The sequence below is a fragment of the Pontibacter oryzae genome, assembly GCF_003576375.1.
Classification (GTDB): domain Bacteria; phylum Bacteroidota; class Bacteroidia; order Cytophagales; family Hymenobacteraceae; genus Pontibacter; species Pontibacter oryzae.
In genome coordinates this window covers 1-26,389 of sequence record NZ_QWGE01000004.1, presented here as the reverse complement: position 1 = coordinate 26,389, position 26,389 = coordinate 1, and the positions used below count along the sequence as shown (strand labels likewise).

Genomic DNA, 26,389 nt, shown 5'->3' with positions numbered 1-26,389 from the left:
CATTATAACCGCGGCAAACACTGTATACACACATTATCTCATGAAGACTTACTTACTCCAATTCATACTTATACTCGCAGCATTTTACTTACCCACAAACCTTCAGGCACAAGCACCCGGCCCGGCTCCTGCCAGCGGCAACATTAGCGGCACAGTAGTGGAAGGCCCTCAGAAAACCCCGCTCGGCTTTGCCAACGTCGTGCTGCTTACCCCCCGCGACTCCAGCCTGGTAACAGGCGCCACCACCGATGTCAGTGGCCGCTTTAACCTCCAGCCAGTTCCTTTTGGCAGGTACCTGCTCCGTATCTCGCTGGTAGGCTACCCTACCAAGTATGTTAAAAACCTTACCGTATCCGCCACCGCCCCTACCCTTCAGCTCGCCACGCTTACCATGCAGGCTTCCACTACCCGGCTAAACGAGGTAGAGATCGTAACAGAGCGCGAACTGGTAGAGTATGACCTGGACAAGCGCGTGGTAAACGTCGCCCAGGACGTTGCAGCCGAGAGCGGCACTGTGGCTGATGTGCTGCAGAATGTACCCTCTGTTACCGTGGATATTGACGGGAACGTGAGCCTGCGCGGGAGCTCCAACGTAACCATACTTGTAGATGGCAAGCGCACGTCTTTAGCCAACCTGAGCCTGGACCAGATTCCGGCAAACCTCATCGAGAGTATTGAGCTTGTTACGAACCCATCCGCCAAGTATGACCCGGAGGGCACCTCCGGCGTTATAAACCTTATCCTGAAGAAAGAGAAAAAGCCCGGCTTTAACGGCTCGGCCTCGGTAAACGTGGGCACGTACGAGAACTACAACTCCTCGCTCAACCTGAACTACCGCTACGACAAGTGGTCTTTAAACGCGGGCTACGATTTCCGGCACCGAACCCGCCCCGGCACCAACAGCAGCTTTACCGATTACTTGGGCAACACCATCTCAAACATCAGCGGCGAGGACACCATCCGGTATAACTTCCTGGACCAGCAGCGCGAGCGCGATAACCTGGATGTGTCGCATAATTTCCGTTTCGGTGCCGATTATTACCTATCGCCAAAAAGAGCGTTATCTGCCTCCGTGTTTTACCGCACCGATGACGAGGAAGGCTCCAGCAACCTGCTTTACCGCTTTTTAAACACAGACCGGCAGGAAGTTGGCCAACGCACCCGCCTCACCGAAGACACCGAGCAAGGCTATAACATGGATCTGAACCTGGGCTACCGCCAGACCTTTGAGCGCGAAGGCCAGGAGCTGACCGCGGATCTGGTTTATACTAATAACTTTGATGAGGAAGGCAGCGAGTTCAGGGAAACGTTGCAAGGCAGGTCGTCGCGGCAAAACACGTTAACGGATGACGGAAACACGCGCTTTACGGCGCAGGCGGATTACGTGCACCCTTTGTCTGAAGACAGCAGAGTCGAGACAGGTTTCCGCAGCTCGTTTCAGCGGCTGGATGAGGACTCGCGCTTCTTCGTGTTTGATTTCCCGGAGAGCCGTTTTGTGTTTAACGACACGCTCAGCAACCATTTTGTGTATGACGAGCAGGTGCACGCCGCCTACGCCAACTACAGCAACAAGTATAAGAGCTTCAGCTACCAGCTGGGCCTGCGCGCAGAGCAAACCTACACCACCTCCGACCAGCGCACGCAGGAGGAAGTATACACCAACAACTACTTCAGCCTGTTCCCTAGCCTGTTCATCACTCACGACATCAATAATGATAACAAAGTACAGTTTAGCTACAGCCGCCGCATAAACCGCCCGCGCAGCCGCTACCTGAACCCCTTCGTAGACCGCTCCGATAAGTTTGACGTAGACTACGGCAACCCAAAGCTGAACCCGGAATACATTAACTCGCTGGAACTGGGCTACCTGAAATACTGGGGCAATTCCTCGGCTAACCTGAGCACGTTCTACCGCCGCACCACCAACCAGGTGCAACGCCTGCGCCAGGAGGCCCAGGTAACCGAAGACGGCGAAACGTACACCCGCTTCGAGACAACCTTCCTGAACCTGGCCAGCGGCTCCTCTTACGGCCTGGAGTTTGGCGCCACGCATACTATCGGCAACTGGTGGCGGCTAAACGGCAGCCTGTCCGGCTTTAGAACCGAGCTTAACGACACCCAAGGCGATACCGAGCTCAGCAACCAGCAGCTTAGCTGGAACACCCGCATCAACTCCACCATGACCGTTTGGAACCACCTGGACATACAACTGAACGCATACTACCGCGCACCCACGGCCACCATACAAGGTCGGCGCGAGCAGCTTTTCAGCACGGGTTTAGGCATTCGGAAGGATGTATTGGATAAGAAAGGCACGGTGATGCTGCGCGTGTCTGACGTATTCAACACCCGCCAGTGGAACTACACGCGCTTCAGCGATACGTTCCGGACCGAGAGCAATAACCGCCGCCAGAGCCGCATTTTCTACATAGGATTTACCTACCGCCTGAACAGTGATGAGAAAGACAGCCACCGCAGAAACCGCGAGGAGCCAGACCGAGGCGGTGGCGATGAAGAGGATTTTTAGGCAGCTATAGCCGCTAAAGTATACGTTGGCGCGGCTTGCAATGCATCAAACTATACTTCTTTCGTTAGCTCTAGCTCCATTTTAATGTCGGCGCGCTCGTAGATGCTGGGTGGCATGGGCACTTCCATAAAACCGAGGCGCTCGTACAGGTTTAAGGCCGTTTGCAGGCGGCGGTTTGATACCAGGTATACTTTGCTGGCTCCTACGCGGCGCGCCCTGTCTATGGCGGCCTCTCCGAGCATCTTTCCAATTTTCATGCCTTGCATTTTAGGAGCCACAGCCATTTTTGCCAGTTCCAGCACTCCATCACCATCGTTTATAAGGGCGCAGGTGCCCACCGGCTCGCCGTTAAAGAGTGCGATCAGGATGTGCCCGCCTTTGTTAATGATATAGCCCTGCGGGTCGCTCAGCGATTTGGTATCGGCCTCTTCCATCACAAAATACTTTGAGATCCACTCGTGGTTGAGGTCATAAAACGCCTTGGCGTAAAACAGGTTAAAATCCACGATTTGAATAGCAGAAGGGGTATTATAATGCTGTGCCATGATGGTAACGAAAGTATGAACAGCGCAAAGTTAGGAAATTGCCCGCACAGGTAGCACGGGGATTTATACTTTAAATATGGCCCGATGTTCAGCAACATAGGTATACAAGATTAAACAACCGCAAGCCGCCCATGGAAACCGCCACTGCACTGCCGCCGCTATGGCTGCAACTTAGCTACACAGCTTTTGTGGCCGTGCTGGTGCCGGTGTACTGGAGGAAGTATGGGCCGGGCAACTTTCTATGGTTCTCAGATATTGCGCTGTTTGCTGTGGGCATTGCCCTCTGGACGGGCTCTAAGCTGCTGCTAAGTATGATGGCCGTAGCCGTACTGCTGCCAGAACTCGCCTGGAACCTGGACTACTTCTATCAGCTGATAACCGGGCGCACGCTTTTAGGCTTGAGCAGCTATATGTTTGACCGGCGCAAAAGCCTTTTTCTGCGCGGCTTGTCGCTTTTCCATGTGGTTTTACCGGTGCTTATACTTTGGTTGCTGAGCCAGTGGGGCTACCAGCGGCAGGCGCTTTACTGGCAAACGGCCCTTGCCTGGCTGGTGCTGCCCCTTACCTACTACCTTACAAACCCTGAAGAAAACATAAACTGGGTATTTGGCCCCGGCGAGAAGGCCCAGCACAAAGTGCCCAGGCAATTATACTTGCTTGCCGTGATGCTCTTCTTCCCGGTTGCCGTTTACCTGCCGTCGCATTTGCTGCTTTTGTGGCTGTTTGGTGAGACTCCATAAAAAAAGCGGGCATTGCACCCGCTCCTTTCACCTTAAACAAACAACAATATTTTTCCAGGTTATATCTGCGCCATACCTGCTTCGGGCACTTTTACCTTATCTTTTTTCTGCAGGCCGGCCAGTATTTCAATGTTGATGCCATCCGAAATGCCGGTTTTTATCTTGCGCTTCTCAAACACCTGCGGCGAGGTTTCTACTTCCACGTAAGGCTCCTCTTTCTCAAACTTCAGCATGCTTTCCTTTATGGCTAGTGCTTTCTCGCGCTTATCCAGCACAATGTCGGCGTTGGCGCTGTAGCCGGCACGTATAAAGTCCTTTTCATCCAGCAGCACTTTGGCCCGGATCGGAAACTTGATAGACCCTTCCTCGTCCACACCTTTTGGGGCGATATACTCCAGGGTGGCATTGAACACGCGGCCCTCAATGGCGCCAATGGTCAGCAGCAGGTCCATGTTCTCTTTTAGCTTGCCTACCTCTGATTCATCGATCTTGCCCTCAAAAATAAGGCTGCGCATATCGGCCACGGAGGCAATGGTGGTGCCCTCGTTAAAGTTGTTCCGCTCGATGATCGAGGTCCCGACTTTTACCGGCACATCCAGCAGCATGCCATCAATGGTGGAGTATACCAGGTTCGATGATTGCCCGCGCTTGCGCGAGGAGCCTTCGCGCACCAGTTGCAGGTTGCTTTCGGCGGCAGAAAGGGCTTCCTGCTTCAAGGCGAAGTCGGATTTATACTTGCGGAACTCCTGCTCCGGGATTACTTTCTCGGCATACAGCTTTTCGTACCGCTCCAGTTCGCGCTTGGCCTCCTGAAAGTTTAACTTGGCGGTTTGCAGCTGCGTTTCGGCGTTGTTTACGTTTACCATGTTGGGCACAATCCGGATCTTAGCCAGCAGCTGCCCCTTTTTCACTACCTCACCGGCCTCTACATAGAGCTCCTCCACAATGCCCGACACCTGCGATTTTACCTGCACTTCCTTGCGCGGCACAATAGAGCCAGTGGCTACGGTTTTCTTCACTATCTCCGTTTCGAACGGCGATTCTGTTTTGTAAACCACCGGGTCAGTGTTTGCCTTCTTGTAGAAGTAGTAGCCCAGCCAGCCCGAAAGCCCCAGAAAAACCACGATAAACAAGCCTAATAGAACCTTTTTCATAACCATTTATCAATTAACAAGTCTTATTCTAGCACTGTGCGCACGCATACTTTAGCGTTGCAGGCAAGTATACCTGCGCGCACATCCGTTTTTATACTTCCTGGTAAACCATACTATTCATCTTTTAGGGCCACCACAGGGTTCACCCTGGCGGCTTTGGTGGCAGGTATGAGTCCGGCCAGCGCACCGGTTACCACCAGCAGCACCGTTGCGGTAAAGGCGATGCCGGGGTTAACTTCGGGTATGCCAAAAAAGCCCGCCTGCACCTCGAACCTGCGCATCAGGTACTCGATCAGGGCGATGAGGCCTGTACCCCCCAGAAGACCAACATAGCCCGCCAACCCCGTTATCACGATAGACTCCTGAATGATGAGGCTGACGATGGACCAGGGCGTGGCTCCCAGCGCCTTGCGGATACCGATCTCTTTGGTGCGCTCTTTCACCACGATCAGCATAATGTTGCCCACCCCAATAATACCCGCGATGATGGTGCCTATACTTACCAACCAGCTAAAGCCCGCAATGCCTGCAAAAAGCCCCTGCACATCCTGAAACTCCTTTTCCACGTTGGCCGAGCCAAAGGCTTTCAGGTCGGAGGGTGCTACCTGGTGGCGCTGCATCAGCAGGGCTTTCACCTTGTCCTCGATGAGCGCGGCAGGCACGCCTGGCTTTGGCACCATGGCCATAAAGCCAATCCTGTTCACCTGGTTAAAGGTTTGCTGCAACGCCGTATGCGGTATGTAAATTACTTTGGAGTCCTCCACAATGTCTTCGCCTTTGCCGACGGGCGTAAAAGTGCCCACTACCTGAAAGTAGCTCCCTTTGATGCTGATATACTTGCCAATCGGGTTTTTCTCGTTCGGGAACAGCACCTCCAGCACACGCGGGCCAACCACAGCTACCTTGCGTTTCTCGCGCATGTCGATATCATTCACAAAGCGGCCACCCGTAACGGTTAGCGGCTTTACAAAAAGCATCTCGGGCGTTTCGCCGTTCACGGTAAACGAGGAGCTTTTGTCCTTGTAATTCACCGTGAAATCGCCGCGCAGTTGGTTGCTTGGCGCCACCACGCCTACTTCCGGTATATTGGCTTTAATGGCCGCCACGTCATCGTTCGTCATCTGAATATAACGTCCGGCTTTCAGGCCCATGTATGGCACGCTGGTCCGCTGGCTCCAGACAAAGACCGCGTTCTTGGCTATGTTAAACTCGCTGGTAATGCCATTCTCCAGCCCTTTGCCCGCGCCCAGCAGCACAACCAGCATAAAAATGCCCCAGAACACCCCAAAAGCCGTAAGTGCTGTGCGCAGCTTATGCTTTTTTACGGTGTTATAAATCTCGGTCCACTTATCAATATCGATCATGCGCGTTTACAATTTTGAATAACTGACTTTTGAATTTTGAATAATTGAATTTTAAATTTTGATTGAGTGAATGAGTGGATTGTAGCTTGAATTACAAGCAGTTACAGACTCCCAAGTGTAAAAAGCACTCCTGCCTAAATCGGGGAAATTCATACCTTTCAATTATTCAATATTCAATTATTCAAAATTCATTCACTCATTCACTCATTCACCACCTACTCCGCCCGCAGGGCTTCTATGGGTTTGATGTTGGCGGCTTTCAGGGCAGGCACCAGGCCGGCAATGGCCCCGGAAAGCACCAGCACCACCGTAGCGCCCAACGCCACGCCAAAATCGACTTCAGGGTTGGCAAAGAAAGGGAGCTCCGCCCCCGACGATACCAACAGATACTCCAGCAAGGCCAGTAGCCCTGTACCGAACAGCAGCCCCATGTAGCCCGAGAAAGCGGTGATCACGATGGATTCCTGCAGAATGAGGCTTACCACGGAGAGCGGTGTAGCACCCAGGGCCTTGCGCACGCCAATCTCGCGGGTGCGCTCCTTCACAATGATCAGCATGATGTTGCTTACGCCCACGATCCCAGCTATCAGGGTGCCGATACCCACAATCCAGACGAAAATGCGGATGCCGCTGAAAAGCCCCTGCACCTTCAGGTATTCCTCCTCGGTGTTTTCTATGCCAAGCGCCATATCGTCTGTTTCCGAGAACTTGTGCCGCTGGGCCAGCAGCACGCGCAGCTTGTCTTCCATCTCTTTGGCAGGCACGCCCTCTTTGGCGGCAAGCAGCATAACCTGCACCTGGTTTGGCTGGTTAAACGTGGTTTGCAGCGTAGCGAAAGGGATGTAGGCACGCTCCTCGCGGCGGCCGCTGTTGTTGCCGCGCACCTTAAAAGTGCCGACCACCTTAAAATGTATTCCCTGGATGTTCACGTACTCGCCTATAGGGTTCTGATCGGCAAAAAGCACCTGCGCCGCCTGCTCGCCCAGCACGATCACCTTGCGCTTTTCACGCTCGTCCAGCTGGTTTAGCAGGCGGCCCCGAAACGCGCGCTCGCCGTTCATGTCCATAAACGCGGGTTCAGCGCCAAACACCTGGTAAGAACCGTTCTGCTTTTTATAGTTGATGGTATACTCTCCCCATACCCGGTTGCGCGGCGCCAGCATATCTAGGCCAGCCACCTCACGCTGCACGGCTTTCAGGTCTTCGTTGGTCAGCTTTATCTCGCGGCCCGGCTTAAGGCCCTTGTGCGCTACGGCTGTTTTCCCGCTCCACACAAACACGCTGTTTTTAGCGCCATCGCCGAAGCGGTTGTACACGCCGTTTTCCATGCCCTTGCCCGCACCAAGCAGCAGCACCAGCATGAAAATACCCCAGAACACGCCAAAGGCCGTCAGGAAGGTACGCAGCTTGTTCTTCTGCATGGTAGCCAGTATTTCCTGCCATTTGTCTAGGTCGAACATGCTTTTAAAATTTTGAATGAGCGAATGAGTGTATGATTGAATAGATTCGTTTGTAAATTCTTTACTTAATTATCGCTATTGTTTTCCCTCGTTCACCCAGTCTCTCATTCACTCATTCACACTTATTTATCTCTTCAGAATCTCCCTTTCTACCTCCGTGGCTTCCAGCATTCCGTGGTCGTCGTTCACAATCAGGCCATCCTTTAGCCGGATGATGCGCTGGGTTTGGGCGGCGATGTCGTTCTCGTGCGTTACGATCACCACGGTCATGCCCTTTCGGTTCACTTCTTTAAAGATGTCCATCACCTCATAGGATGTCTGGGTATCGAGGGCGCCGGTTGGCTCATCGGCAAGTATGAGTTTGGGCTGCGAGATAAGTGCGCGGGCGATGGCTACGCGTTGCCGCTGCCCTCCCGACATCTCATTGGGTGAGTGTTCTGCCCACTCCTTCAGGCCCACCATCTCGAGGTATTCCAGGGCCAGCTTGTTGCGCTCGCGGCGGCCCACTTTCTGGTAGTATAGCGGCAGCGCCACATTCTCCATGGCGTTTTTAAAAGACAGCAGGTTGAAGCTCTGGAACACGAAGCCCAGGAAGCGGTTGCGGTAGTAGGCGGCCTTTGCCGCCGAAAGGTTCTTTATCTGGGTGCCCGCCAAGGTATAGTTGCCCTGGTCGTAATCGTCGAGGATGCCCAGAATGTTTAGCAGCGTGGATTTGCCAGAGCCTGAGGAGCCCATGATCGACACAAACTCGCCTTCGTGTATGTGCATGTCGATGCCCTTGAGCACATGCAGCTTGTTTAAGCCTACGGCGTAGTATTTATGGATATCCTGAAGCTGTATCATGGGCTAAGCTTTTGGTAATGAGAATGCTCCTTATTTAGTACGGTAGTTTGCTATGCAAGGTACTAGAAGTATTACTAATTCTGGATTACTTTATACTTACAACGGTTTTCTCTCGACTTATTAAGCTACAGCGTCGACCAAAATAGTTTAACAGCAGCTGTATTTTAGTAAAAAGGCATATGCTGCAAGTATAAAATCAAGCTATCTGGTTCTGTAAGTATAGATGCAGCTGCTTGCGTACGGGTTGCCTACACCTGCAGGATTTTTTCCGGAAGGGCGCTGTCTAAAAAGCAAAAAGCCCTTCAGCAATTTCTGGATGGCTCTGACTTTGTAATTATCAGGTATTTATTTAACTAGGTTTCTGCGGCCTAGCAAGTAATACAGGGCCACACCAAGCACCGGGATCAGAAGCACCAGCAGCAGCCATACGATTTTATCCACGGGTCCTTAAAATCGCTGGTTACGATTTCTACCACGGCATATCCCAAATCAGAACCGGAATCAGAAGTATAAACAGCTTGATCAGGCCAATGCCACCTATAAATAACAGTAAGTTTAGCATATTTTTAAGTATCAGATATATTACTAGATATTGTATTTGTACTACATTAAGCAAAGCCCTTTAAAGTATACGTTAGAAGTATAGCTAGCTAACAGCCCTGATGCATGATGCGCGAAGAACTGCCTAAACCCATACTTTTCCACCCACTCAAGCACCATTTGGGCTACATCCGGGAGCTGGTGCAGGAAAGTATAAACCTGCCAGAAACACAGCTGCAGAAAGCCCTGCGCACCATCGGTGGCTCGCAACTCGACCTATATATCGGGCCGCTCACGGCGCGGCAGCTATCGGAGGAAGTTATCTTATACTTGCAGCAACAGGATTTGGTGCAACCGGAGGCGTTCCGGGAGTACCTTACCCCTAACGGCTACCGCATCTGTACGCTTTCGGATAAATCGGTGTGGGCCTTGCGCTGGGGTGTGCACGAGGGCCGGCATGTGCACCTGCACCCCGGGCGCTACTCGCCGCATACTTTGCGGGTTAAGGCAAACCACCTTAAAACGGCCATTGCTGTGGCTGCGGCAAGTATAAAGTATGGCCAAAGTATAAACCTGGAGCTGTTGAACCAGGTGCGGGCTGCCTGGCTGGCGCTGCCGCCGGTGCCTGGGTATAGTGCCGAGGAGGGCCTGGGAAAGGTAATGCTATTACTGCAGCCACTATAGAAAAGCCGCGCCGTCTTTTGCAAAGCGGCGCGGCCAGGGGCATGTATATTTTTACTGCGCCATGCGCTGCAGGGTAGCCAGGGTTACATGCTCGTTGTTGAATTTGGTATACTTAAAGTCATCGCTGCCTTTAAAGTTTGCGCCCTTGATGTTGAAGGATCTTTGGACCTCGGTATATTTAAAGTTGGCGATGCCGTTAAACAGCGCTTTCTCGAAGTTTACGCCTCCGTTGAACTCTGCATACTTAAAGTTAGCCTCTCCCCCGAAATTAGCGCCTGCAAAACTTACGCGCTCCGGAAACTCAACATACTTAAAGTTTGCATCTCTATCGAAGCGCACGTTGCTGAAGTTAGGGTTCTTATCAAACTCGGCGTACTTAAAGAGCGCCTCCTCCGCAAATCGGCTGCTCATAAAGTTGGCTTTGCCATCGAACTCGCTATACTTAAAGGCAGACTGCTTCTCAAAATTGCAGCTTTCGAAAATCACGTCTTTCTCAAAATTGGTGTTGTATACTTCGTTGCTGTAGCTGAAAAGGCCGCCTTTCACCTCTGTGCTAACATAGGCCAGCACATCGCCTTTAAAGGTGCAATTTACAAAAGTAAGCGGGGCAGTTACCGTGCTCACATGCTCATTGGAGCCATTGTTACCGTTTTTGCGCTTCATGTTCTTGAGCTTTGTCATGTCGAGGTCGCCCTCGATAACGGCATTTTTATAAGACACCGCCTCACCTCTGTTTATCTTCCCGATAATATCGGATGCTTTTACACGTGTCTGGGCCCAGGCCATTAGGGGTAGCATGAGCATAACGAGTAGTACCTGTACTTTTCTGATCATAGTTGTATGTGTTAAGGTTATCGGTTGCCGGAGGCGTTTGCTTAAAAGATGTAGCAAGTATGGGCAAGGTTGCCTGAGCCTCAGAAAAAAATAAAGCCTTCGCGCCGTTCGCCTCTAAAAAGCAGCTGGCACAAAGGCTTTTATACTTACTGATTTACCGGTGGCGAAGGAGGCGAAGGAGGCGCGGGTGGTGCCGGCGCTTTGAGCAGCGGTTCTGTTTGCATCGAGGCATCCGAACTATAATACTTGGCAGTACCCATCACGGCTGTGGCCCCGAGCAGTATCACGATAAACAGGCCCAGCAGAAGTTTATTACTTAGTTTCATGTTAATGCGCTTTAAAATAGTGAGATCGGTTAATTTATACTTGGCCCCTCATACTTGGCAGCATACGCCTTTAGATCCTCCAACGACAGCCCCAGTAGTTTCATGGTTTTTAGAAACACCGGAAGATCCTCCTCCACAAACTGCTCTTTTTTCAGGGCAATGGTTTTTTCGAGTCCGTCATCGGCCAGGAAGTAGCCAATGCCGCGCTTGTTGTAGATAATGCCCTTATCCTGCAGATAGTTGAACGTGCGCATGGTAGTGTTCGGGTTTACCTCAAACTCCACGGCCATATCGCGGATAGAGGGAATTTTGTCGCCGGCTTGCCATTCTTTCTTCAGGATGTTCTCGAAGAAGCGGTTGGCGATCTGTAGGTATATGGCTTGGTTGTCTTTGAACTCCATCTTACACTTGCCTTTCTTTCAATTTAAAATACGACACCACCAGCAGGTACAGCGGCAGCACAAACCAGAACAGGAATGGAAGGATATGCTTTACAAACGCTTCCATAAGATTTTTGAATTCGTGAGAAAAGCCATGATTTACTCCGCTTCCGTTCGCTCCGAAGAGTATATATCCCACACCGCCAGTATACATGGCCCACAGGGTAAAAAAGACGAACAGCGCCAGCAGTGTTTTCAGGAAATTGTTGCCTTTAAAGGCTGTTGCGCCTAAGAAGAAAATCGTTTGGCACACTAGAAATATACCTAATATCTTAAATGCGTTTTTACCCAGTAGGCCCGGCAGAGCAACAGGTTCACCAGCCACCCAGGAGCTGGCAGCGCCAAGTATAAACATACTTGCGACAGCCGTAATCAGGTATACCGGTGCTACTATCACCCAGGCCCCCACTAGTTTTTCGGCAGTAGAAACCGGCAAGGTTAAAAAGGCATAGCTTTTCTGAGGCGAGTGCATCTCATTAAAAATCATACTGGTAAAAATGTACCCTCCCAGAAAAAACACCACCAGGTAAAAAGGGATCAGGTTTCTTACATCATCTGGGTTAAAGTAGGCCACAAAGCCGGACACCACTAGCAGTATGCCGGTAACGGCCGCGATGGCAACCCACATAGCGCTCAGGTTCATGTACAGCTGCCGCTTTATAAAGTGGCCCAGCCGTGTCAGGTTGAGTTCAGTAGTCATAGTTTTATTTTGTACAAATGGTCGTCAACAATAGAATTATCTTTGATTATACTTTTCAGGAGCGCCTCCATGGGGTAAGTATAGTTTACCTGTTTGGTGGTAAGCAGCACGGCACACACGGCAGCAACCAAGGCCGTTAACAGGGTGCGTATGCTTCGGAGCATCCTGCCGGTGGCAAGCTGATTTATATTTTCGGTGTCAGGCTTAGTACTCATACTTCAGGTTGGCGAAGGCCTCGTTAATGGCAGGCGCATTTTTAACGATGCCGTTAAACAGCAGCTCCATGTCCACGCGGCTGTCCACGCCTGCTATGTTCTTCACGATGCCCGCTTTTCGGCCCTGCAACTCCTCTGTGTACAGAATCTCCTCATCCGGCACGCCGGCCAGGTTGTACTCAAAAGCCAGGCGCTCAGAAATATGGGCAATGCTGTAGTTAAAGATGATGTTGCCTTGCTCCAGCACCACAATGTTATCGATCAGGTTTTCTAGGTCGCGCACCTGATGTGTGGAGATGATGATGATCTTATCCTCGTCCAGAGAGGCCGCCATAATCTTGCGGAACTGGCTTTTGGAAGGAATGTCGAGGCCGTTGGTTGGCTCGTCAAGTATGAGCACGCGCGCGTTGGTAGCCAGGCCAAAGGCAATCAGGAATTTCTTCTTCTGGCCATAAGACAAGGTAGAAAGCTTCGCATCGTCCGACAGCTCAAACTCCGCCAGATATGCGTTCAGTTGGTTTTGGCTGAACCTGGTATAGAACACCGAATTGATCTTCACGAACGTGGCCAGACTAACTGGTGGCAGCTCAAACTCCTCCGGAATCATATAGATATCCTGCAGCATGGCGGGCTTACGCGCGGCGGCATGGTGGCCAAACACGGTGCACTGCCCGCTATTCGGGTACAGTAGCCCGGAAACTAGCTTCAGCAGCGACGATTTGCCGGCGCCGTTCTTGCCCAGCAAGCCATAAATAAAGCCAGGCTGCAAAGTAAGGCTCAGGTTCTCGAAGAGCTGTTTCTTCTTTTTATACCTGAAGTTGATGTGTGAAAGTTCAATCATAGTTTCATCGGCTTAGTGTATTAGATTACTAGTACACTACAAATGTAAAGAAGGTTTTCTGATTCGCAAGTGTTTGATAAAAATATTTTAACCTTCTCTTGGTAAAGCCTATAAAAACAAACAGCGCCACCCCGAAGGGTGGCGCTGCCAGGTATAAATTAATGTATGAAATAGCTTAGATATGCAAAGCGCGGTTTTCCGTGGCGGCTAAACAAGCTTCTTTCATGGCTTCCGCATAGGTTGGGTGGGCGTGGCTCATACGGGCCACATCCTCGGCAGAGGCACGGAATTCCATAGCTGTTACCGCTTCGGCAATCAGGTCAGCAATGCGTGGGCCGATCATGTGCACGCCCAGGATCTCATCTGTCTCCTTGTCTGCCAACACTTTCACAAAACCGTCGGTATCACCGGATGCCTTGGCACGACCTGATGCTTTGAACGGGAACGAACCAGACTTGTAGGCACGACCTTGCTCCTTCAGTTGCTCTTCGGTAAAGCCTACACCAGCCACTTCTGGCCAAGTATAAACCACACCCGGGATCAGATTATAGTTGATGTGCGGCTTCTGCCCTACGATGTGTTCTGCTACCAGCACACCTTCTTCCTCGGCTTTGTGCGCTAGCATCGCGCCACGCACCACATCTCCAATCGCGAAGATGCCCGGCACGTTTGTTTCCAGATGGTCGTTTACGGCAATCATACCGCGCTCGCCCATCTGCACCCCGGCATTCTCCAGACCAAGGCCTTCGGTGTACGGCTTGCGGCCAACAGATACCAGCACGTAATCGCCTTCAAATGTCACGGTTTCGCCTTTCGGGTTTTCGGCAGTCACCTTCACTACCTCGCCCTCGTTAGTAGCGCCGGTTACTTTGTGGCTCATGAAGAACTCAAACTTCAGCGATTTCTTCAGGATGCGCATCAGCTCTTTGCCCAGCGCACGGTCCATGGTCGGGATAATGGAATCCATGTACTCGATCACCTGTACTTTAGCACCCAAGCGGGCATACACCGACCCCAACTCCAAACCGATCACACCACCACCGATGATGATCATGTTTTTCGGGATTTCCGTCAGCGATAAAGCCTCAGTTGAGGTAATAATGCGTTTCTTATCAAGAGGAAGGAACGGCAGCGTGGTTGGCTTAGAACCAGTCGCGATAATCGTTTTCTTTGTTTCGATCTGCTGCTCTTTGCCTTCTGCGTCGGTAACCTTGATCGTGTTTTTGTTCACAAAAGAGCCAAGGCCGAAGTATGTATCGATCTTGTTCTTCTTCATCAGATATGAAATTCCGTCGTTGTTCGACTTCACTACCTCGCCCTTGCGCTTGATCATCTGCGTCAGGTTCACCTTCAGGTTCCCCAACTCGATGCCGTGCTCCGAGAAAGCGTGCGCCGCGTTGTGGTAATGCTCCGAAGAGTCGAGCAGGGCTTTGGACGGAATACAGCCTACATTCAGGCAAGTACCGCCCAATACATTATACTTCTCTATGATCGCGGTTTTCAGGCCTAGCTGCGCGCAACGAATCGCCGCCACATACCCGCCAGGGCCAGAACCGATTACTACTACGTCGTAATTCATTTTTAAATTAGAAATTAAAAATTAGAAATTATGCGTTCGATTTCATCGTGATAAGGATCTTGCTGATGATCTTTCGCAACTGCATACATTCCTCATGTATAGAATCAAACGCATTTTCAGGAATATACTGGCTGTCCTTGAGTAAGCGCAGCCAGTATGATGTTTCCCGTGCCTCTTTTGCGGCAATGTTTAATTTATGAACGAAATCAGCTTTAGAACTTGCAGCGATGGCCTCCTCTACATTTGCTCCAATAGAAGTCCCGCTTCGCAACAGCTGCTTTGCCAGCACAAATTCTTTTTGTTCTCCAGTCAGGAATTTGTACAGCTTCACTACACGAAGGGCAAAAGCATAGCTTTTATCGCAAATGACATCCTCCTTTTTCCCCTCCTCCACAATTTCTAATTTCTAATTTCTAATTCATAATTAGCGCTTGGCTATACGCCAAGCAGCAGGCGCATCGGGTCCTCAAGCAATTCCTTCACGCGTACCAGGAAGCTTACCGACTCACGGCCGTCGATGATGCGGTGGTCGTAAGACAGGGCCAGGTACATCATCGGGCGAATCTCAACTTGTCCGTTGATGGCAACCGGGCGCTGTACGATGTTGTGCATGCCAAGTATGGCCGACTGCGGCGCGTTGATAATCGGTGTAGACATCATGGAGCCGAAGATACCACCGTTGGTGATCGTGAAAGTACCACCAGTCATTTCCTCGATAGAAAGTTTCCCGTCGCGGGCCTTCTTGGCTAAACGAACTACTTCTTTCTCAATGCCGTCCAGTGAAAGTTGTTCTGCATTACGGATCACCGGTACTACCAGGCCTTTCGGCGAAGAAACCGCAATAGAAACGTCCACAAAATCGCTGAACACCATTTCAGTGCCATCAATCTGTGCGTTTACCGCTGGCCATTCCTGCAAAGCAACAGTACAAGCCTTCGTGAAGAACGACATAAAGCCTAAGCCTACTTCGTGTACTTCCTTAAACTTGTCTTTATACTTGGCGCGGATGTCCATGATCGGCTTCATGTCTACCTCATTGAAGGTAGTAAGCATGGCCGTTTCGTTTTTCACCTGCACCAGGCGGCGGGCAACTGTTTTGCGAAGCGCGCTCATTTTCTCGCGGCGCTGATCGCGGTTGCCAGAAGCGGCTGGTGCTTCTGCAGCGGCCGCTTGCTTGGCAGCTGGGGCAGCAGCTGGCTTGGCCGCAGCTTTCTGTGCGCTTTGCGCATCCTCCTTTGTAATGCGTCCATCACGACCTGTACCTTGTACGTCAGCCGGGTTAATGCCCTTCTCAGAAAGGATTTTGCCTGCAGCCGGAGATGGCGTGCCCGAAGCATACGTTTGTGCGCCTGATGTAGCAGCAGCAGCCGGTTGGGCAGCCTGTGCAGCCGGAGCGCTTGGCTGAGCAGCTGGTTTCGCAGCGCCTGCGCCCGCACCAGCAACAATCTTGCAAAGCAGACCGCCAATCTCTACTGTATCGCCTTCTTTAGCTACTATTTGCAGCGTACCAGTTGCTTCGGCTGGCAATTCGAACGTAGCCTTGTCAGACTCCAATTCCGCAATTACCTCATCCATCTCTACCTGGTCGCCATCGCTTTTCAGCCAGCTGGCAATAGTAACTTCCGTGATGGACTCACCTACAGTAGGCACCGTCATTTCAACAGTTTGGCCAGCAGCCTGGGCAGTAGCAGCCGGAGCAGACTCCTGAGCTGCCTCAGCAGCAGCTGGCGCCGCAGGAGCAGATGCCGCAGCACCGTCCTGGTCTATTTTACAGATAACGGCACCCACATCAATGGTATCGCCTTCTTGTGCTACTATGCGTAAAATGCCTGCGGCTTCGGCTGGCAATTCGAATGTGGCTTTGTCAGACTCCAATTCCGCAATCACCTCATCCATCTCCACGCGGTCACCGTCTTTCTTTAGCCATTGGGCTATGGTTACCTCCGTGATCGACTCACCTACGGCAGGCACTTTAACTTCTAAGCTCATATTTTTATCAATTATGAATTACGAATTTTGAATTACGAATTATAAAGGAGAGATGACTTCGGAATTCTTTGAGCGATCATCTCTCCCGTTATAATACCTGAATATTAGTTTCTAATTAAATAGAGAATGCTCTTTCTACTAAATCTTGCTGCTCTTTAACATGCACCTTCATATAACCGGTAGCAGGCGAGGCACTTGCTTTACGTGCAACAACATCCTCAACATTGTTTCGCATAATACGCAGGATGTATGTCCAAGCTCCCATATTCTCAGGCTCCTCTTGTACCCAGTATACTTTGGCGTTTTTATACTTCTGAAGTTCTGCCTCCAACTGTACTTTCGGGAATGGCGCTAGCTGTTCCAGGCGGATTATCGCTACATCCTTGCGCTTGTTGTTCTGCTGCTCCTCTAATAGGTCGAAGTATACTTTGCCAGAGCAAAGCAGTACTTTCTTCACAGATTTAGCGGTCGCATAGCTATCTCCGATTACTTCTTTAAAGCTACCCGAAGTAAAGTCCTCTACCGGAGAAACCACCAACGGATGGCGCAGCAGCGATTTTGGCGACATGTTTACAGCAGGCTTGCGGAATGGCAAGGCCAACTGGCGGCGCATAAAGTGGAACAAGTTAGCTGGCGTAGTCAGCATGGTTACGAACATGTTGTTCTCGGCAGCCAGCTGCAGGAAGCGCTCTGGGCGGGCATTGGAGTGCTCTGGTCCCTGGCCTTCGTAGCCGTGCGGTAACAGCATCACCAAACCATTCATACGCTGCCACTTAGACTCAGTAGAGGATATAAACTGGTCGATCATTACCTGGGCTCCGTTGGCAAAGTCGCCGAACTGTGCTTCCCAGATTACGAGTGCATCCGGGTTCGCCATGGCATAGCCGAATTCAAAGCCCAGTACGCCATACTCCGAGAGCAGCGAGTTGTAAATCTCAAACGAGCCTTGTTGCTCGCTCATGTGGTTTAGGTTATTGTAAGGAGCGCTTGTTACAGCATCATGCAGTACAGCATGGCGATGTGAGAAGGTGCCGCGCTGCACATCCTGGCCAGAGAAACGAACGATCTTGCCATCCAGAAGTATAGACCCGTAGGCCAGCAACTCACCGGCTGCCCAGTTTAGCTGCTTGGTCTCAAAGAACATCTCTTTACGCTCTTTGATCAATTTCTCGATCTGCTTCAGCGGCTTAAAGCCTTGCGGCAGCGTGGTTAGGGCTTTACCAACAGTTTCTATTGCCTCAGCAGCAATACCTGTTTCCGGCGATTGATTAAAATCCTCCGGTTTAGAGCGGCGCAGCTCCTGCCATGCCAACTCCATTTGCTGGTAGTTATATGGCAATGGCTTCTGCTTTACTAAATCCAGACGATCCTGCAGCATTTTGCGGAACTCCTTATCCATACTCTTGGCAAGGTCGGCATCCACTTCGCCACGCGTGATCAGCTCTTTGTTATATACTTCACGCGGGTTTGCGTGCTTCGAGATCAGATTATAAAGCTGCGGCTGCGTGAACTTTGGCTCATCCGACTCGTTGTGGCCATGGCGGCGGTAGCACACCATGTCGATAAAGATATCGTTGTTCACCTTCTGGCGGTACTCCATGGCAAAACGCATGGCAAATACCACGGCTTCCGGGTCGTCGCCGTTTACGTGCAGCACCGGCGCATCCAAAATCTTGGCTACATCAGTACAGTAGATCGATGAACGTGCATCCTCGAAGTCAGTCGTGAAACCAACCTGGTTGTTAATCACGAAATGGATGGTACCACCTGTGTTGTAGCCATCCAGGTTAGCCATTTGTGTTACCTCATACACTATGCCCTGGCCGGCAACGGCTGCATCGCCATGTATAAGTATAGGAAGGATCTTATCCGCGTCCTTGTTATATAAAGTATCGATTTTGGCACGTACAAAGCCTTCCACTACCGGGTTCACCGCTTCTAAGTGCGATGGGTTCGGGGCCAGTTTCAGGTTTACTTTATTGCCAGATGGGGTAACCACCTCCGAAGAGTAGCCCATGTGGTATTTCACGTCACCGTCACCCATAGTAAGGTCCGGAACGGCAGTGCCTTCAAACTCAGAGAAGATCTGCTCATAGGTTTTACCCATGATGTTGGCAAGCACGTTCAGGCGGCCACGGTGTGCCATGCCTATCACTACTTCCTCCACGCCAAGCTCGGAACCTCTGTCGATGATGGCATCCAGGGCAGGGATAGTTGTTTCGCCGCCTTCTAGCGAGAAACGCTTCTGGCCTAAGAATTTTGTGTGCAGGAAGTTCTCGAAAACAACGGCTTCGTTCAGCTTAGAAAGAATGCGTTTCTTGAAATCAAGGGATGGTTTGAAGTTTAACGACTCCTTCTCTACTTTTTCTTTGAACCACTCCAGTACCTCCGGATCGCGGATATACATGTACTCAAAGCCGATAGAGCCTTCGTAAATCTTTTTTAACGCGCCTTCAATGTCGCGTAGTGTGGCTGGCCCGATGCCGATAATATCGCCAACCTGGAAAACTGTATCTAGATCTGCTTCAGATAAACCGAAGTCAGACAGGTCGAGGCGCGCTTTGCGATCTTTGCGCTGGCGCACGGGGTTGGTGGTGGAGCGTAGGTGCCCGCGAGTACGGTAGGCGTGGATCAGGTTACGCACCGCTACTTCCTTCTCCGACTCGCCGGTAGCTACGGCACCCTTAGCAGGAGCGGCAACTATAGCTTCGTGCCCGTTTTCGCCGTATGCTGAGGCAAACTCGAAGCCTTCAAAAAACTTGCGCCATCCGGCATCCACAGATTCCGGGTCTTGCTGATATGCCTTATACAGCCCATCAATGTAATCGCCGTGCGCATTGGCGATGTATGTATATTTATCCATAGTTAAAACTACTGCGTGTGTAAAAGGCAAAGTTAGAAGGATTATCCAAAAATCAAATTACACGTATTCGCATTCGCAAATATTGCTCATTATCATTCACTAAACTATTCTATAGCTTACCCTGAACTAGTACATGTAGTTGCTTTTTTCTAATAGACTATCAGTGTAGTTAGTATCTAATTTAATTGTAGGCGTTTAAACTATGCTTTTAGTGGCTTTGTTCTAGCTCTAACATCAGGGAGCATACTTGTGGCAAAACAGATAAAGAAAAATTATAAAATATCTGCAGCACCTCTTACGGCAGCGGAAAAAACAAGCCGCTATATGCGTGGCAACAAAGCTAAAAACACAAAGCCCGAACTGCAGTTGCGCAAAGCGCTATGGCATGCCGGCTTGCGCGGCTATCGTATACATTGGCCCAAAGCACCTGGCAAGCCTGATATTTGTTACCCAAGCCGACGGTTGGCTATTTTTATGCATGGATGCTTCTGGCACCGCTGCCCTTACTGTCAGCCGGATTTACCGAAGTCAAACGTTTTGTTCTGGCGCAACAAGTTTGCCGCAAACCTAGCGCGCGATGCTAAGTATAAACAGCAGTACCGCGAAGCAGGCTGGCAGCGCCTTGTGGTATGGGAGTGCCAGGTTAAACAGCACCTACCAGGCATTATAAATCTTATCAAGGAACTACATCAGGGAGTACCAGGAAGCTGGCAATTAGCGGCTTAAGTATATCGTACTGGCCAATGTATAGATTTTTTATTTAACTTAAGGGTACACTAATCATCATTCTATGAAAAAAAATATTCTGCTATTAAGTTGCCTAAGTGTACTGGCCATGGGCTGTAACGAAAATGCCCGCCAGGTTGAAGATGTGGATGCAGACGCAATAGCACTTGCCGACAGCACGAACCTGCAACCAGCGCTCGAAAGCATTTCCGCTGCTGATTTGCTAGCGCATACTACGGTGCTAGCATCTGATGCCTTCGAAGGCCGCGCCCCCGGGTCTGTTGGCGAAGACTCTACGGTGGCATACCTTACACGGCAGTTTAAAAAGCTGGGCCTGCAGCCAGGTAACCCCGATGGCAGCTATGTGCAAAAAGTGCCTATGTTTGGCTACACTCCAACACCTACAGCTTCTTTCACTGCCAACGGCAAAAAGATACAGCTCAACTTCCCTGATGATTATGTGGCCGTTACACGCCGTTTTGTACCCAACGTGGACCTCAAGAATACAGAAATGGTTTTCGTGGGATATGGCGTAGTGGCCCCTGAGTATGGCTGGGATGACTATAAAGGCCTAGACGTAAAAGGCAAAACAATTGTAATGCTCGTGAACGACCCGCCTATACCTGATGCCAGTAATCCAAATAAACTCGATAGCACCATGTTTGGCGGCAAAGCCATGACATACTATGGCCGCTGGACTTACAAGTATGAAGTAGCTGCTGAGAAGGGAGCGGCAGCCGCCATTATCATCCACGAAACTGGTCCGGCTGGTTATCCTTACGAAGTTCTTTCGGGCAGCCACAGCCGCGAGGGTTTCGATATTAGCGCAGCCAACAAAAACATGCACCGCGCCGAGATTGAGGCCTGGATTACAGAGCCTAAGGCCCGTGAGTTGTTCACTGCGTTGGGCCGCAACTTTGATGACCTGAAAATGGCTGCACGCCAGAAAGAGTTCAAACCTGTTCCGCTTAAGGCTACGGCCAGCTTCACCCTTAAAAATAAGCTACGCGAAGTACAGTCGCAGAACGTGATCGCCAAACTGGAGGGGTCAGACCCGGATCTGAAAAATGAATATGTAGTATACACTGCCCACTGGGACCATTTGGGCAAAGACCCCAGCCTGCAGGGAGACCAGGTTTACAACGGCGCCCTGGATAATGCCAGCGGCACCGCAGGCCTCCTGGAGATTGCGAAGGCTTTCAGTGAGATGAAGACAAAGCCGAAACGTTCCATCTTGTTTTTAGCCGTTACCGCTGAGGAGAAAGGCCTTTTAGGTTCTAAGTATTATGCCAATAACCCGCTTTATCCGCTCAGCAAAACAGTAGCCAACATTAACATGGATGTGCTAAACGCTTACGGCCCTACCGAGGATGTGGTAGTGGTTGGCTATGGCAACTCCACACTGGAGGATGTGCTGGCCCAGGAGGCGGCTACGCAAAACCGGCATATCGTGCCTGAGGCCACACCTGAGAACGGCTCTTTCTATCGCTCAGACCATTTCGAGTTTGCCAAGCAGGGCGTGCCGGCTCTTTATGCTGAATCAGGTGTTAAAGCCCGCAACCAGCCCGCAGACTATGTAACTAAATGGAATGAAAACTATACTGCCAATGATTATCATAAGCTTACCGATGAGGTTCGTGATGACTGGAATTTGGAAGGTGCGGTAGAAGACCTGCAGTTATTTCTGCGCGTCGGTTACAGAGTTGCTAACACAGAAAAAATGCCTGAGTGGAAACCAGGCACTGAGTTTAAGGCAAAAAGAGAGGAAACGCTTTCAAAAGCATCTGCTTCAAAAAAATAACAAACGCACTTTATCATAACAAAAAAGCCCGGCTACTGCAGCCGGGCTTTTTTGTTATTCCTTGGTTCTATACTTTAGGTTAGAGATGTATACCTCATACGTATCGTTTTCAGTGTCATTAACGATAGTATACGATTGTGGGTGGTACCCATCCTGCTGCACCTTGGCGGCCTGTGCTACAGGTATAACCTCTTTCCGGTTGGCATCCAAGCTTTGCAGGTAAGCAAGGGTAATCATTGGTTCATAAAAAATCACCTTGTTGTTGTTGGCGCCATATACAAAGGTTTTAGTAAAGTTCTCGCCATGCATCTCTGGTGAGTGCCCGTCTACCCAATGCACTCCCATATCCGGCACAGCCTCCATACCTGATACATAGCTTGGTGGCATGTAGTTATCCTGAAAGTCTTGGGTATGCCCTTGCGGGCCAGGTACTACAGCATTGCGATCTGCTTCTGATATAGTATAAAAATGCATGTCGAAGTGTGGCATTTCGTAGACCATTGGCGGATGGCCGTTCGGGTTCCAGTCCAGCATAACGTGGTTGTATGGCGGCATGTCCACACCTTCCGGGAAAGCAAGTGTATACACAGTCATTTCGCTTGGCAACGAAGGCACTATTTTCTTAGAGATACTGATGCCAATAGCAACCGGCTTTTTATCCGGAGTTACTTTTACCCAAGAGCGCACAGTTCCCTGCCCTATCTGCGTGGCTGGGCCATACAAAACTGTAGTTTCAGGTTCATCATCTTTGCTACAGCCTGAGAATAGTAGCGAGATACCCAGGACTAGTGCAGCACATAGCCGATTTACTGTAGAATATTGTTTCATGCCTTTATACTTAAAAGTTTTTAGTCTGATTGTTATCAAAGTTCAAAAGTAATTAATATAGTTTAACATGAGCCAAATTAATTTCTCAGCTGTATAAGTCGTTTGCTAGTTATATTTATACTTTAACCTAGGCTAGGGGAGCGTTAACTTCAAAAAATATCATTTACAACTATCGCAAGGGTTACTTCTAATAACCTACTGTATAAATTAGTACAAAATCAATTTGGTTAAGATTATGAAAAAGTATTGGAAATTAGCTTTTGCCGCTTTTGCGTTTACCGCCTTTACGGCTTGTAGCAACCAGGATAATAACGCTACAGAATCGGACACCATTGAGTCTACTGATGAAGTAGAGTCTGACATGGAAACCGACATGAACATGGAAGCTGACACAATCATGATGGAGGAGGACACTACAATGATGGATATTCAGGAGGAGCAGCCTCCTATCGAGTAATTAAACCTTCAGATACAATTGAATAAAAGAGTCCCTGCCCTTATGGCAGGGACTCTTTTCATTTAAAACTGTTACTAAAGTAGATCCCCGCTACTGCTCCTAAAAAAGAAAACATAAGGTGCAGATATGCTGGAAACCTTTTTAACTTTAGGAATGGAAAATACAATGCTGACACACGACGGCGTAACGATTAAGTTGATCGAAAATCAGGATCAGCTGCAAGAAGCATTAGCTCTGCTAAACAATTGCCAAGAGCTGGCTTTAGACTTAGAGTTTGACCAAAACCGCTTTACCTACGGCTTTAACCTTTGCCTGGTGCAGATTGCCGATGAAGCCGGCACATGCTATATCATAGATCCCTTCACGATTAATGACCTACAGCCTTTGTTTGATTTGCTGCAAAACGGCGGTATTACTAAAATCATACACCACGCGAACAATGATATACTTTTGCTCGACAAATTAGGCTGTAGCATAAAGGGAGTGATGGATACGGATGTGGCCGCCAAAATTCTGAACTACGAGCGCTCATCGCTGGCTACAGTTATGAAAGAAGAGTTTGATATTGAGATTGATAAATCGCAGCAATCAAGCAACTGGAACAAGCGGCCATTGACAGATGCCCAGCTCCGCTACGCGGCACTCGATGTTATTTACTTGCACCGCATTAAGGGTAAGCTCGTGAACGAGGTAAAGGAACTTGGCAGGCTGCATTGGCTGGAAGAAGAAAATCAACTTCTGGAAGGCCTTACTTACAGCACCCCTGAAAATCCACATCTCAAGCTACGCAACGCATTCAGGCTTTCTTTTTACCAGCAGCATATTCTCAAGAACCTGTTTGCCTTTAGAGAACAAATGGGGCAGCAATTTAATAAGCCGGCTCCGTACGTTATCCCAAACGAAGCTTTGGTTGAGCTAGCCAGTAACACGGATGTAGATGTGCATGAGTGGCTTAACCACACTAAAGGTATACATGGCGGCCTAAAGCGCTCACGCAACGAGCAACTACTTGCGGGTGCTATTGTTGAGGCTAAGCAGAGTGCCCAGGCAAATAATATTAGCCACGATTACCCTGAAAGCCGTTGGCAAAGACCTCCCCGCACTCCAGAAACTGAGCAGCGCAAAGAGGAGTTAACGCAAGTTCAAAAATGTATTATGACTAAGTATGGCGAGTTTGCCTCACGGTTAATCATTAATCAAAGTGTTATTAATGAGTATAGTGTAAACGGAAACTTGCGTTGCACAAAAGCTTATGCTTCTCACATTGTACAGGAAACAGCAGAAGAGCTTGGAATAAAACTTCCTAAGCCTATTTCATAAAACGATGACTCCCAAAATATACAGCAACAGATATTAACATCAACTTTCTATAAGTATGAGCGAATTTAGAACCGAACATGATTTTCTGGGAGAGATGGATATCCCCGACCAACTATATTATGGCATACAGACAGCCCGAGCCCTGGATAACTTCTATATAACTGGTATTCCCATTTCTAAGGAGCCATTGTTTATCCAAGCATTTGGTTACGTTAAAAAAGCCGCAGCCATGGCCAACCGAGACTGTGGTGTTTTGAAGCCAGAGATAGCAGAAGCGATCTGCCTGGCTTGCGACAAGCTAATAGCCGGCGAGTATCTTGACCAGTTTGTAACGGACATGATTCAGGGAGGTGCAGGAACTTCGGTTAACATGAACGTAAATGAAGTTGTGGCGAATTTAGCGCTCGAGATTTTAGGGCATAAAAAAGGCGAGTACCAGTATGTGCACCCTAATAACCATGTTAACTTCTCACAATCCACTAATGATGCTTACCCTACAGCTTTCCGTTTAGCACTATACCGCAAGATTGAAAGTTTTATAGAAAGCCTAGAAGAACTTCAGAAAGCATTTCGCTTAAAAGGAGAAGAGTTTGCCAACGTATTAAAAATGGGCCGCACACAATTGCAAGATGCTGTACCGATGACATTAGGCGCTGAGTTTAACGGTTTTTCCACTACAATTAAGGAGGATATTCAACGCCTAAATGAAGCAAAGATGCTGATATGCGAGATCAATATGGGTGCCACAGCAATCGGGACATCCATTAACGCACCTGAAGGCTATCCGGAAATTGTTACTGAGCACCTCCGTAACCTTACAGGTATTCCGGTTGTACTTGCTGAGGACTTGATTGAAGCGACATGCGATACAGGTGCTTATGTACAGGTTTCTGGCGTCATGAAACGCTCCGCTGTTAAGATATCTAAGATATGCAACGATTTACGGCTCCTTTCCTCTGGCCCTCGAACCGGTATTAACGAAATTAACTTACCGCGTATGCAACCAGGCTCTTCTATTATGCCTGGCAAAGTAAACCCTGTAATACCTGAGGTTGTTAATCAAACTGCTTTTTATGTGATCGGTACAGATATGACCGTAACTATGGCAGCTGAAGCAGGTCAGCTACAGCTGAATGTAATGGAGCCTGTAATCGCCTTTAGTTTGTTCAGTTCATTAACTTACATGGAAAATGCCTGCTATACTTTAACTTATAAGTGTATAAAGGGCATTACAGCCAACGAAGCGATCTGTGCTAATATGGTAATGAATAGCATCGGCATCATTACAGCGCTAAACCCTATATTGGGATACGAAGAATCAGCTTCTATTGCTAAAGAGGCCTTAGCTACAGGCAAATCTATACATGATATTACAGTAATAGAGAGGGAATTAATAACTCAGGCTAAGTGGGATGAAGTCTTTTCTTTTGAAAATCTTATCCATCCTAAGTTTATCAATAGCTAATTGGCAAGGATTTAACAAGTAAAGGCCGGCTGTGTATTGCAGCCGGCCTTTACTTGTTAAAGCTTTATACTATAAACAAATATTGGTTTAAAGTTATGTAGTCCGAGCCAGAATCCAGAGAGTACTGCTAGCGCCTGCGCTGTCCCGG

General features: G+C 49.4%; 25 protein-coding genes. 8 read left to right on the top strand and 17 right to left on the bottom strand.

Annotated features, from left to right (window positions below; genetic code table 11):
• Positions 1-40 precede the first annotated feature (40 nt).
• Positions 41-2,527 (top strand): outer membrane beta-barrel family protein, encoded by a 2,487-nt coding sequence (locus tag D1627_RS12320; RefSeq protein WP_158607183.1) that lies wholly within the window; start codon positions 41-43, stop codon positions 2,525-2,527.
• A gap of 50 nt (positions 2,528-2,577) precedes the next feature.
• Here the strand turns inward: D1627_RS12320 and D1627_RS12315 are convergent, their stop codons facing one another.
• On the bottom strand, positions 2,578-3,072 hold the full coding sequence (locus D1627_RS12315; protein WP_119432582.1) for a GNAT family N-acetyltransferase: 495 nt from the start codon (positions 3,070-3,072) through the stop codon (positions 2,578-2,580).
• 131 nt (positions 3,073-3,203) lie between these two features.
• Between D1627_RS12315 and D1627_RS12310 the strand changes: the two genes are divergently transcribed.
• Positions 3,204-3,812 (top strand): membrane-associated protein, encoded by a 609-nt coding sequence (locus tag D1627_RS12310; RefSeq protein WP_119432581.1) that lies wholly within the window; start codon positions 3,204-3,206, stop codon positions 3,810-3,812.
• A 59-nt stretch (positions 3,813-3,871) separates the two neighbouring features.
• Here the strand turns inward: D1627_RS12310 and D1627_RS12305 are convergent, their stop codons facing one another.
• The 5 genes from D1627_RS12305 to D1627_RS12285 all read right to left on the bottom strand — a co-directional run bounded on the left by D1627_RS12305 (position 3,872) and on the right by D1627_RS12285 (position 9,074).
• Entirely contained in the window at positions 3,872-4,966 is a 1,095-nt protein-coding gene (locus D1627_RS12305; RefSeq protein ID WP_119433010.1) for an efflux RND transporter periplasmic adaptor subunit, read from the bottom strand.
• A 113-nt stretch (positions 4,967-5,079) separates the two neighbouring features.
• Positions 5,080-6,330: an ABC transporter permease gene (locus D1627_RS12300; RefSeq protein WP_119432580.1), complete on the bottom strand. Its 1,251-nt coding sequence runs from the start codon at positions 6,328-6,330 to the stop codon at positions 5,080-5,082.
• A 215-nt stretch (positions 6,331-6,545) separates the two neighbouring features.
• Positions 6,546-7,790: an ABC transporter permease gene (locus tag D1627_RS12295; protein ID WP_119432579.1), complete on the bottom strand. Its 1,245-nt coding sequence runs from the start codon at positions 7,788-7,790 to the stop codon at positions 6,546-6,548.
• A gap of 126 nt (positions 7,791-7,916) precedes the next feature.
• On the bottom strand, positions 7,917-8,633 hold the full coding sequence (locus tag D1627_RS12290; protein ID WP_119432578.1) for an ABC transporter ATP-binding protein: 717 nt from the start codon (positions 8,631-8,633) through the stop codon (positions 7,917-7,919).
• A gap of 345 nt (positions 8,634-8,978) precedes the next feature.
• Complete coding sequence (locus tag D1627_RS12285; protein ID WP_119432577.1) at positions 8,979-9,074, bottom strand: PLDc N-terminal domain-containing protein; 96 nt, start codon at positions 9,072-9,074, stop codon at positions 8,979-8,981.
• Between the two features lie 225 nt (positions 9,075-9,299).
• Here D1627_RS12285 and D1627_RS12280 point away from each other — a divergent pair, with 225 nt between their 5' ends.
• The gene (locus tag D1627_RS12280; RefSeq protein ID WP_119432576.1) at positions 9,300-9,857 is read left to right on the top strand and encodes a hypothetical protein; all 558 of its coding nucleotides are present in this window, start codon (positions 9,300-9,302) and stop codon (positions 9,855-9,857) included.
• A gap of 51 nt (positions 9,858-9,908) precedes the next feature.
• Here D1627_RS12280 and D1627_RS12275 read toward each other — a convergent pair whose 3' ends face one another.
• From D1627_RS12275 to D1627_RS12230, 10 genes are all read right to left on the bottom strand, one after another.
• Positions 9,909-10,691, bottom strand: coding sequence for a pentapeptide repeat-containing protein (locus tag D1627_RS12275; protein WP_119432575.1), 783 nt, complete (start codon positions 10,689-10,691; stop codon positions 9,909-9,911).
• A gap of 146 nt (positions 10,692-10,837) precedes the next feature.
• Positions 10,838-11,017, bottom strand: a complete 180-nt coding sequence (locus D1627_RS12270) for a hypothetical protein (RefSeq protein ID WP_119432574.1) — start codon at positions 11,015-11,017, stop codon at positions 10,838-10,840.
• A 29-nt stretch (positions 11,018-11,046) separates the two neighbouring features.
• Complete coding sequence (locus D1627_RS12265; protein ID WP_119432573.1) at positions 11,047-11,418, bottom strand: GntR family transcriptional regulator; 372 nt, start codon at positions 11,416-11,418, stop codon at positions 11,047-11,049.
• Position 11,419: 1 nt separating this feature from the next.
• Positions 11,420-12,157 carry a hypothetical protein gene (locus tag D1627_RS12260; protein WP_119432572.1) on the bottom strand — a complete coding sequence of 246 codons (738 nt, stop codon included), beginning with the start codon at positions 12,155-12,157 and terminating at the stop codon, positions 11,420-11,422.
• Complete coding sequence (locus tag D1627_RS12255) at positions 12,154-12,372, bottom strand: hypothetical protein (protein ID WP_119432571.1); 219 nt, start codon at positions 12,370-12,372, stop codon at positions 12,154-12,156. The genes D1627_RS12260 and D1627_RS12255 overlap by 4 nt, the downstream gene beginning before the upstream one ends.
• Entirely contained in the window at positions 12,362-13,213 is an 852-nt protein-coding gene (locus D1627_RS12250) for an ABC transporter ATP-binding protein (RefSeq protein WP_119432570.1), read from the bottom strand. The genes D1627_RS12255 and D1627_RS12250 overlap by 11 nt, the downstream gene beginning before the upstream one ends.
• 175 nt (positions 13,214-13,388) lie before the next feature.
• Positions 13,389-14,792: a dihydrolipoyl dehydrogenase gene (gene lpdA / locus D1627_RS12245; RefSeq protein ID WP_119432569.1), complete on the bottom strand. Its 1,404-nt coding sequence runs from the start codon at positions 14,790-14,792 to the stop codon at positions 13,389-13,391.
• 28 nt (positions 14,793-14,820) lie between these two features.
• Complete coding sequence (locus D1627_RS12240) at positions 14,821-15,186, bottom strand: four helix bundle protein (RefSeq protein ID WP_119432568.1); 366 nt, start codon at positions 15,184-15,186, stop codon at positions 14,821-14,823.
• A 41-nt stretch (positions 15,187-15,227) separates the two neighbouring features.
• The gene (odhB, locus tag D1627_RS12235) at positions 15,228-16,781 is read right to left on the bottom strand and encodes a 2-oxoglutarate dehydrogenase complex dihydrolipoyllysine-residue succinyltransferase (protein ID WP_119432567.1); all 1,554 of its coding nucleotides are present in this window, start codon (positions 16,779-16,781) and stop codon (positions 15,228-15,230) included.
• A gap of 115 nt (positions 16,782-16,896) precedes the next feature.
• Positions 16,897-19,644, bottom strand: a complete 2,748-nt coding sequence (locus tag D1627_RS12230) for a 2-oxoglutarate dehydrogenase E1 component (RefSeq protein WP_119432566.1) — start codon at positions 19,642-19,644, stop codon at positions 16,897-16,899.
• A gap of 249 nt (positions 19,645-19,893) precedes the next feature.
• On the opposite strand from D1627_RS12230, the gene D1627_RS12225 reads away from it, so the two are divergent.
• Positions 19,894-20,370 carry a very short patch repair endonuclease gene (locus D1627_RS12225; protein WP_262697033.1) on the top strand — a complete coding sequence of 159 codons (477 nt, stop codon included), beginning with the start codon at positions 19,894-19,896 and terminating at the stop codon, positions 20,368-20,370.
• 64 nt (positions 20,371-20,434) lie between these two features.
• Positions 20,435-22,171, top strand: coding sequence for a M28 family metallopeptidase (locus tag D1627_RS12220; RefSeq protein ID WP_119432564.1), 1,737 nt, complete (start codon positions 20,435-20,437; stop codon positions 22,169-22,171).
• A gap of 54 nt (positions 22,172-22,225) precedes the next feature.
• Here the strand turns inward: D1627_RS12220 and D1627_RS12215 are convergent, their stop codons facing one another.
• Positions 22,226-22,999, bottom strand: coding sequence for a DUF5602 domain-containing protein (locus D1627_RS12215; RefSeq protein ID WP_119432563.1), 774 nt, complete (start codon positions 22,997-22,999; stop codon positions 22,226-22,228).
• Positions 23,000-23,234: 235 nt separating this feature from the next.
• On the opposite strand from D1627_RS12215, the gene D1627_RS12210 reads away from it, so the two are divergent.
• The 3 genes from D1627_RS12210 to aspA all read left to right on the top strand — a co-directional run bounded on the left by D1627_RS12210 (position 23,235) and on the right by aspA (position 26,241).
• Positions 23,235-23,456 carry a hypothetical protein gene (locus tag D1627_RS12210; RefSeq protein ID WP_119432562.1) on the top strand — a complete coding sequence of 74 codons (222 nt, stop codon included), beginning with the start codon at positions 23,235-23,237 and terminating at the stop codon, positions 23,454-23,456.
• A gap of 153 nt (positions 23,457-23,609) precedes the next feature.
• Entirely contained in the window at positions 23,610-24,776 is a 1,167-nt protein-coding gene (locus D1627_RS12205; protein WP_119433009.1) for a ribonuclease D, read from the top strand.
• Between the two features lie 55 nt (positions 24,777-24,831).
• A complete protein-coding gene (gene aspA, locus D1627_RS12200; protein WP_119432561.1) occupies positions 24,832-26,241 on the top strand; it encodes an aspartate ammonia-lyase in 1,410 nt (469 codons plus the stop codon).
• Positions 26,242-26,389 lie beyond the last annotated feature (148 nt).

What these genes read in the sequence shown, in the direction of transcription:
- aspA (WP_119432561.1), top strand. Translation starts at nt 24,832, where the DNA reads ATGAGCGAATTTAGAACCGAACATGATTTTCTGGGAGAGATGGATATC.
- D1627_RS12215 (WP_119432563.1), bottom strand. Translation starts at nt 22,999, where the DNA reads ATGAAACAATATTCTACAGTAAATCGGCTATGTGCTGCACTAGTCCTG.
- D1627_RS12210 (WP_119432562.1), top strand. Translation starts at nt 23,235, where the DNA reads ATGAAAAAGTATTGGAAATTAGCTTTTGCCGCTTTTGCGTTTACCGCC.
- D1627_RS12300 (WP_119432580.1), bottom strand. Translation starts at nt 6,330, where the DNA reads ATGATCGATATTGATAAGTGGACCGAGATTTATAACACCGTAAAAAAG.
- D1627_RS12310 (WP_119432581.1), top strand. Translation starts at nt 3,204, where the DNA reads ATGGAAACCGCCACTGCACTGCCGCCGCTATGGCTGCAACTTAGCTAC.
- D1627_RS12295 (WP_119432579.1), bottom strand. Translation starts at nt 7,790, where the DNA reads ATGTTCGACCTAGACAAATGGCAGGAAATACTGGCTACCATGCAGAAG.
- D1627_RS12320 (WP_158607183.1), top strand. Translation starts at nt 41, where the DNA reads ATGAAGACTTACTTACTCCAATTCATACTTATACTCGCAGCATTTTAC.
- odhB (WP_119432567.1), bottom strand. Translation starts at nt 16,781, where the DNA reads ATGAGCTTAGAAGTTAAAGTGCCTGCCGTAGGTGAGTCGATCACGGAG.
- D1627_RS12250 (WP_119432570.1), bottom strand. Translation starts at nt 13,213, where the DNA reads ATGATTGAACTTTCACACATCAACTTCAGGTATAAAAAGAAGAAACAG.
- D1627_RS12230 (WP_119432566.1), bottom strand. Translation starts at nt 19,644, where the DNA reads ATGGATAAATATACATACATCGCCAATGCGCACGGCGATTACATTGAT.
- D1627_RS12260 (WP_119432572.1), bottom strand. Translation starts at nt 12,157, where the DNA reads ATGACTACTGAACTCAACCTGACACGGCTGGGCCACTTTATAAAGCGG.
- lpdA (WP_119432569.1), bottom strand. Translation starts at nt 14,792, where the DNA reads ATGAATTACGACGTAGTAGTAATCGGTTCTGGCCCTGGCGGGTATGTG.
- D1627_RS12265 (WP_119432573.1), bottom strand. Translation starts at nt 11,418, where the DNA reads ATGGAGTTCAAAGACAACCAAGCCATATACCTACAGATCGCCAACCGC.
- D1627_RS12290 (WP_119432578.1), bottom strand. Translation starts at nt 8,633, where the DNA reads ATGATACAGCTTCAGGATATCCATAAATACTACGCCGTAGGCTTAAAC.
- D1627_RS12270 (WP_119432574.1), bottom strand. Translation starts at nt 11,017, where the DNA reads ATGAAACTAAGTAATAAACTTCTGCTGGGCCTGTTTATCGTGATACTG.
- D1627_RS12315 (WP_119432582.1), bottom strand. Translation starts at nt 3,072, where the DNA reads ATGGCACAGCATTATAATACCCCTTCTGCTATTCAAATCGTGGATTTT.
- D1627_RS12305 (WP_119433010.1), bottom strand. Translation starts at nt 4,966, where the DNA reads ATGAAAAAGGTTCTATTAGGCTTGTTTATCGTGGTTTTTCTGGGGCTT.
- D1627_RS12220 (WP_119432564.1), top strand. Translation starts at nt 20,435, where the DNA reads ATGAAAAAAAATATTCTGCTATTAAGTTGCCTAAGTGTACTGGCCATG.
- D1627_RS12205 (WP_119433009.1), top strand. Translation starts at nt 23,610, where the DNA reads ATGGAAAATACAATGCTGACACACGACGGCGTAACGATTAAGTTGATC.
- D1627_RS12255 (WP_119432571.1), bottom strand. Translation starts at nt 12,372, where the DNA reads ATGAGTACTAAGCCTGACACCGAAAATATAAATCAGCTTGCCACCGGC.
- D1627_RS12280 (WP_119432576.1), top strand. Translation starts at nt 9,300, where the DNA reads ATGATGCGCGAAGAACTGCCTAAACCCATACTTTTCCACCCACTCAAG.
- D1627_RS12275 (WP_119432575.1), bottom strand. Translation starts at nt 10,691, where the DNA reads ATGATCAGAAAAGTACAGGTACTACTCGTTATGCTCATGCTACCCCTA.